The sequence below is a fragment of the Bacillota bacterium genome (assembly GCA_012842395.1).
Taxonomy (GTDB): domain Bacteria; phylum Bacillota; class SHA-98; order UBA4971; family UBA4971; genus UBA6256.
On sequence record DUSX01000020.1, the window covers coordinates 116155 to 122265 of the forward strand.

A 6111-nucleotide genomic window follows, 5' to 3' on the forward strand; every position below is an offset into this window, starting at 1 on the left:
GGACCTCCGCATCTTCGCTCACGCTCACTCCAGGGCTTTGCGAACCCGAGCCATGACTTGGTCGCGGATGGCCTCCCCAGACTTCACGGCCTTCGCCATCTCCTCACGCATGGCCGCAACCAAGGCTTGATCCTTGATGGACCCGAGGTTGATGAGGACATTCAGGTATGCCCCATGCAGGGCCGCATCGGCCGCAAGGCAGGCCACGGCCGCATCCGAGAGCGCGCTTTGCGCACCTTCCCTCGCCACCAAGTCAGAGAGGCGCAGCACCTCCACAGCGCCCTTCGCCACCTCCGAAGGCACCCGACACGCCTCCTTGAGAGCTTCTTGGATCGCAGCACTGCGGGACTCCCTCTCTTCATCGGTGGACTTGGGCAGCCGGTAGGCGGCCATCACGGCGTCGAACGCCGCGGCGTCCTCGTCCACGAGCCTCTCGAAGTGGCGCCTGAGGTCGCCCGCGATCTCCACGGCCATGGTCATGTCAGATTCGATAAGATCCATCGCTGCCGTATCCGCCCGGACCCGTTCGGGCCCGGAGGCCATCGCGGCCCGCGGCGCGGGCGCCCGTTCCGGCGACCGGTCGGCCGACGCTCCGGCCGCGAGTTTGCGGAGGCTAAGCGATCCCACCATGCTCACGAGGGCAGCGGCGAGGGCGGCCGCAAGCGCCGAGACGCTCCCTCCGCCAGGTGTCGGCGAGCTTGCCGCGACCTCGTCGATGAAGCCCCTAACAGTGAGGTCCGTGAGCCTCACACGACGCGCCTCCCCTCGCTCACCACGAGCTGTCCGCGCTTTATCACCTTGTCTACGAAGTTCGTCCCGAGCTGGTACGGCAATTTGAGGTACGTGTCCACGTCGGCGACGACGATGTCGGCGATCTTGCCCACCTCGAGGCTGCCCACTTCGCCCGCGCGCCGCACGGCATGCGCGGCGTTGATAGTGCACGAGCATATGATCTCGGCCGGGTGAAGCCTCATGCCGGCGGCAGCCAGGTTCATCACGAACTGCATCGAGAGCGTCGGCGAGGTGCCGGGGTTGAAGTCCGTGGCGAGGGCGACGGCGCATCCCGCGTCGATGAAGGCCCTCGCGTCGGCGTATTTCCCGACCATAAGCGTGAACGACGTGGCGGGAAGCAACGTGGCCACGACGCCAGCCTCCGCCATCCGGCGAATTCCCGCGCGCGACGCGCACAGGAGGTGGTCCGCGCTCACAGCGCCGACCTCCGCGGCAAGCTCCGCGCCTCCCATGGGCGCGATCTCGTCCGCATGCAGCTTGGGAGCAAGCCCGGCGGCCTTCCCCGCCTCGAGAATGCGGCGGGCCTGTTCTATCGAGAAAACCCCCTCCTCGCAGAACACATCGCAGAACTCCGCGAGCCCTTCGGAAGCCACCCGGGGGATCATTTCCTCGATGATGCGGAGCACGTACCCATCGGCATCCCCGCGGTATTCAGGCGGCACCGCGTGTGCCCCCAGGAAAGTAGCGCCGATATCCATCGGGTGCCGCTCGGCGAGCTCCCTGGCGATGCGGAGGCACTTCAGCTCCTCGTCCGGAGACAGCCCGTACCCGCTTTTCACCTCCACGGTGGTCGTGCCGTGACAAAGCATCATGTCCAGACGTCTCAAGGCAGCGTCCACGAGCTCGGACGCGGGAGTGGCCCGCGTGGCTCTCACCGTGGACAGTATGCCCCCGCCGGACGCCAGTATGTCCATGTACGAGCGGCCTTCGGCCCTCTGGATGAACTCGTGCACCCGGGAGCCCGCGAACACAAGGTGCGTGTGGGGATCGACGAACCCGGGCAGGACCACCTTTCCCGCGGCGTCGACCACTTGAGCGTCGGCGGTGAGGTCTACCTGCGCCCTCACCTCGGCGGACGTGCCCACGGCGACGATGCGATCGCCCAGCGCGGCCACGCTGCCGTTCTCGATGACGCCCAGCTCGCGCATGGCCTTGCCCGTGCGGGGGCCGCCCGCGACGGTCACCAGCTCATTCGCGTTCTCTACGATGAGGTCAGCCCGGATCTTCATTTCGGCAGCCTCCTACCTTAATTCCCACGCGCCCTATCTCGAAACGCCCTATTCCCACACGCGGGTCTCCAGGACCTGTTTGCGGCCGAAGTTCTCGATGCGAAGGTAATGCTCGGCGGCTGCGAGGAGGGCGTCGAGCGGCACGAGGCCCACTATCTCGCTGCCGACTATCGGGACGCCGTATCGCTCGGCCTCGGATTTCACCAGGTTGAACACCACATGCATGGGCGTTTTCTTGAAGTTCGTGAGGTTCATGGAGACCTGGGCCAGGTTACGGTCTTCGAGCTTGATCCCGAGAGCCTTCACGTACATGAGCCCGCCGCTCGAGGCTCGGACGGCGCGGGCTATCTTCTTCGCGATGGACACGTCCGGGGTGCCGAGGTTGATATTGTAGGCAATGAGGAACTCACGCGCCCCGATGACTGTCGCCCCGGCGGTCGGGTGCATCACAGGATCGCCGAAGTCCGGGCGCCTCTCGGGCAGATGGATCTCTTTCTTCAGGCCCTCGTACTCGCCTCTTCTGATGTCCGCGAGGTTTCGCCGATCCGGGCGGGTCGCGGCCTCCTCGTAGAGGTACACGGGGATGCGAAGCTTCTCGGCGACCTCGGCGCCTAGTTCGCGAGCGAGGGCAACGCAGTCAGCCATGGTCACGCCGAGGACGGGCACAAACGGCACCACGTCAGTGGCGCCGATGCGCGGATGCTCTCCTCGGTGCTCCTCCATGTTGATGAGCTCCGCGGCTTTCGCGATAGCCCGGAACGCCGCCTCCTTCACCGGGGCGGGCTCGCCGATGAACGTCAGCACCGACCTGTTGTGGTTGGAGTCGGATGAGTAATCGAGCAGTTGCACACCAGGGACGCTCTCGACGGCCGCGACGATCTCGCGCACGACCTCGGGCCTGCGCCCTTCGCTGAAATTCGGGACGCATTCGACGATCTTCCTTGACATACCTTTCACCCCGCTGCCATGCCGGCTGCCATCCCCGTCCCGTGGCGCGAGCGGCACGTTGTGCTTCCCGGCACCCTGTCTCACCCCGCCTCGGAGCCTACGCTTGGACGTTGGCGCATTGGCGCGCACTCACGCAGCGCACCAGGCCCGCGGAAACCGTGCTCTGGGCCCTGGCCTCAAGTCGCGAGTAGCGTTCCGAACATTTCGCAGCGTTTCGTAGCGTTACGCCTTCGTTCAATGGCGTATTCGCCAGCAACAATAGTTTTCCTTCCCGGAAGACCGCAGGCGCTGGGTTGGGCACTTTTGCGGCACGAGCGTCGGGCTGGTCCCGCCCTGAGATAGGAGCTTGCTTCCCGCCAAGCAAACCCCGCAGCGGCGTTGTAGCGGTCAGGCTTCGTCGTCGCTTTCGAGCTGCCGGATCATCTGGTCCAAGACGGCCAGGAATGTTTCAACGTCCGCTCGGACGAGCCGGCTAACCTCGGGGTAGTCCGCGACGAGATCCTTCATCGACTTCCAGAGGAACTCCCTCTCATAAGCGTGGCGAACAATGTGGCGGAACGATCGGTACCTCTCAAGTTCCACGCGTGTGGTCTAGGAGATCACAGGCGGACGAACGCCTTCGGTTTCCAGCGCGGCCGCCTCGAGAAGATTAAAAGTGGTGAAGGTACAGAGCCAATCCGCTTCGCACGACCTTGGGAGGTTCTTTTTCCAGGTCCGCGGGACGAGCTTCTGCAACCGCCTCGTCGAGCCTCGTGATCGCCCGGAGGTCACTTTGGATCTCCGCCTTCAGGACTCGGAGTTGTCTCGCATCAACAACCATGCGACAGGTCCTCTCCCTCCAGATAGATTCGGCGGCGAAACTCAGGCGAGGTGTCTTCAAGCACAACGAGGTCGACGCCAAACGAGGTCAGCTTGGAAACCTCAGAGAAGACGCGCCAGTAATCGGACCAAGCGATACCCTCCACGGCCAGGTCGATGTCGCTCAGGGGCGTGAAACCGTCGCCGCGCGCGAGCGACCCGAAAAGCATCACCCGGGTAGCACCGGCTTCCGTCAGGCGGAGAGCGATCCTTCTGGCATCCGCCATGGCTGCCCGCTGCGCTTTCTCGCATTCTTTGGCCCACAGCCGCGCTCTTCGCTTTATGCCCGCTACATAGGGCGCAACGTCTACAGCGGAGCGCGTTTCTCTCGACGAATCGGAGCCTCTCCTAGCACTCACCGCCTTGGCCTCCCCACGCCTGCGTGCGCGTCCTTGTAACCTGATTCTACCAGATGAACGCGGGACGGTCAACGCTACCTGGCGGCTTGGCCTCGCGGATTGCCGCGACACCCGACCCGAACGCCCCCGAACGCCGCGCCGCCACACGCACACGGCTTGAAGGCATCGCGCGGCCTGTGGTAGAATCTGCTCAAACCTGCACGCGGTGCGGCGCCGGCCGGGCGCCAGACGCTCCGCGCGACCACGAGTCCACCCGGCGGCAGGCCGCCTAGCAACGCGCAGGGCAGCGCGCGGCCCGAACACGCGCCGCCGCCCGCAGCGAGGGAGGGGTAAAGGTGGAACGAGCGATCACCGTAAGGGATCTGACGAAGACCTTTGCCGTCAGGCAAAGGGAGGCCGGGCTGCGGGCGAGCGTCCGCTCCGTCTTCAGGCCCCAGGTATCGCATGTTCGTGCCGTGCGGGGAATCTCGTTCGCGGTGAACCAGGGTGAAACGGTGGCCTTCATCGGCCCCAACGGCGCGGGCAAGTCCTCCACCATCAAGATGCTTACGGGAATACTCTTCCCGACATCCGGGGAGGCGAGCGTCCTCGGGTTTACGCCATGGCGAGAGCGGGAACGCCTGGCCTTTCACATCGGCTCCGTCTTCGGCCAGAAGTCTCAGCTCTGGTATCACCTGCCCCCGCTGGACACCTTCGACCTCCTGGCGAGGATATACGAGCTCAATCGCAAGGAATACCTGGCCCGGCGGGACCACCTCATCGAGACATTCGAGATAGGGGAGTTTCAGCGCACCCCTGTCCGCAAGCTCTCCCTCGGCCAAAGGATGCGGTGCGAGATCGCGGCGTCCCTCCTGCACAGGCCGCAGCTCATTTTCCTGGATGAGCCCACCATCGGGCTGGACGTCGTGGCGCGCCAGAGCATCCGGACGCTGATAAGGCAGGTCAACGAGGAGGAAGGAACGACGGTTTTCCTGACGTCCCACGATGTCGGAGACATCGAGGGGCTCTGCCGGCGTGTCATCGTCATCAATCACGGCGAGCTCATCCTCGATGAGAGCACGTCCACGCTGAAGAGGAGCTACCTCAAGAGCAAGGTCGTTGACTTGAAGCTCGCCTCCCCCGTCGGTGACGAGGACCTTCCGCTGCCGGGAGTGCGCGTCCTGAAAGCGAAGGGGTACGGCCTGAAGCTACAAGTGGACACGAGGGAGCAGCGGATCGAGAGCGTGGTCAGCTTCATCCTTCAGCGATTCAACGTGGTGGACATGAACATATCCGACCCGCCGCTCGAGGACATCATCGCCGCGATATACCGAGAGGCGGCTTCAACTCCCACCCCTGCCCCTGCACCTGCCGCAGCCGTGACTCGGACTACAACTGCAACTGTGGCCGTAACCGGAGGCGAGGGCGAGGGCGAAGGTAAGGGCGAGAGCAAGGACGACAGGGAAACGGAGGGCAAGGCCGCGCTGCGCGTTCCGACAAGCAAGTACAATGGGCCGGATGGCGCCCCTCCGCCAGGGGACGGGGGTGGTGCCCCATGATCACACGGTGTGGCTCCGTAGAAGCGCAGGGCTTGCATTGGACAGCGCGTGGCCATGGCCGCGGCCATGGCCGCGGGCACGAGCGCGGGCACGGGCACGGGCGCGGGTGCGGGCGCGGCTCGATCGTGCTGGGCGCCCTCCAATCTGCCAACAAATACCTCGCGGTGCTCGCGCTCTCGGTCGAGAACGCCACGACGTACTTCCTCGATACGCTGGTGCGCACGATCTTCATGGCGGTCGTCATCTTTGTGTTCGTCCATCTCTGGCGCACGACCTACTCGGTGACCGGCCGCCCGACCATCGCGGGGTTTTCCGTGGCGCAGATGATCTGGTATCTCGTCATAACGGAGAGCATCATCACCGGAAGGGTCCGCTACTGGCGCAAGA

7 protein-coding genes are annotated in these 6111 nt (G+C 64.8%); 2 read left to right on the forward strand and 5 right to left on the reverse strand.

The features are described from left to right. Positions 1 to 24: 24 nt before the first annotated feature. From GX515_07675 to GX515_07695, 5 genes are all read right to left on the reverse strand, one after another. Positions 25 to 750 carry a cyclodeaminase/cyclohydrolase family protein gene (locus tag GX515_07675; GenBank protein ID HHY32879.1) on the reverse strand — a complete coding sequence of 242 codons (726 nt, stop codon included), beginning with the start codon at positions 748 to 750 and terminating at the stop codon, positions 25 to 27. Further along, positions 747 to 2021, reverse strand: coding sequence for an imidazolonepropionase (locus GX515_07680; GenBank protein ID HHY32880.1), 1275 nt, complete (start codon positions 2019 to 2021; stop codon positions 747 to 749). Before GX515_07680 ends, GX515_07675 begins: the two co-directional genes overlap by 4 nt. A 48-nt stretch (positions 2022 to 2069) precedes the next feature. Continuing rightward, positions 2070 to 2969, reverse strand: coding sequence for a glutamate formimidoyltransferase (gene ftcD, locus GX515_07685; protein ID HHY32881.1), 900 nt, complete (start codon positions 2967 to 2969; stop codon positions 2070 to 2072). Between the two features lie 649 nt (positions 2970 to 3618). Continuing rightward, positions 3619 to 3789, reverse strand: coding sequence for a hypothetical protein (locus GX515_07690; GenBank protein ID HHY32882.1), 171 nt, complete (start codon positions 3787 to 3789; stop codon positions 3619 to 3621). Further along, positions 3779 to 4186, reverse strand: coding sequence for a nucleotidyltransferase domain-containing protein (locus GX515_07695; GenBank protein ID HHY32883.1), 408 nt, complete (start codon positions 4184 to 4186; stop codon positions 3779 to 3781). Before GX515_07695 ends, GX515_07690 begins: the two co-directional genes overlap by 11 nt. A gap of 347 nt (positions 4187 to 4533) precedes the next feature. On the opposite strand from GX515_07695, the gene GX515_07700 reads away from it, so the two are divergent. Continuing rightward, on the forward strand, positions 4534 to 5724 hold the full coding sequence (locus tag GX515_07700; protein HHY32884.1) for an ATP-binding cassette domain-containing protein: 1191 nt from the start codon (positions 4534 to 4536) through the stop codon (positions 5722 to 5724). Between the two features lie 32 nt (positions 5725 to 5756). After that, a partial coding sequence (locus GX515_07705) for a hypothetical protein (protein ID HHY32885.1) occupies positions 5757 to 6111 on the forward strand: 355 nt, incomplete at its 3' end.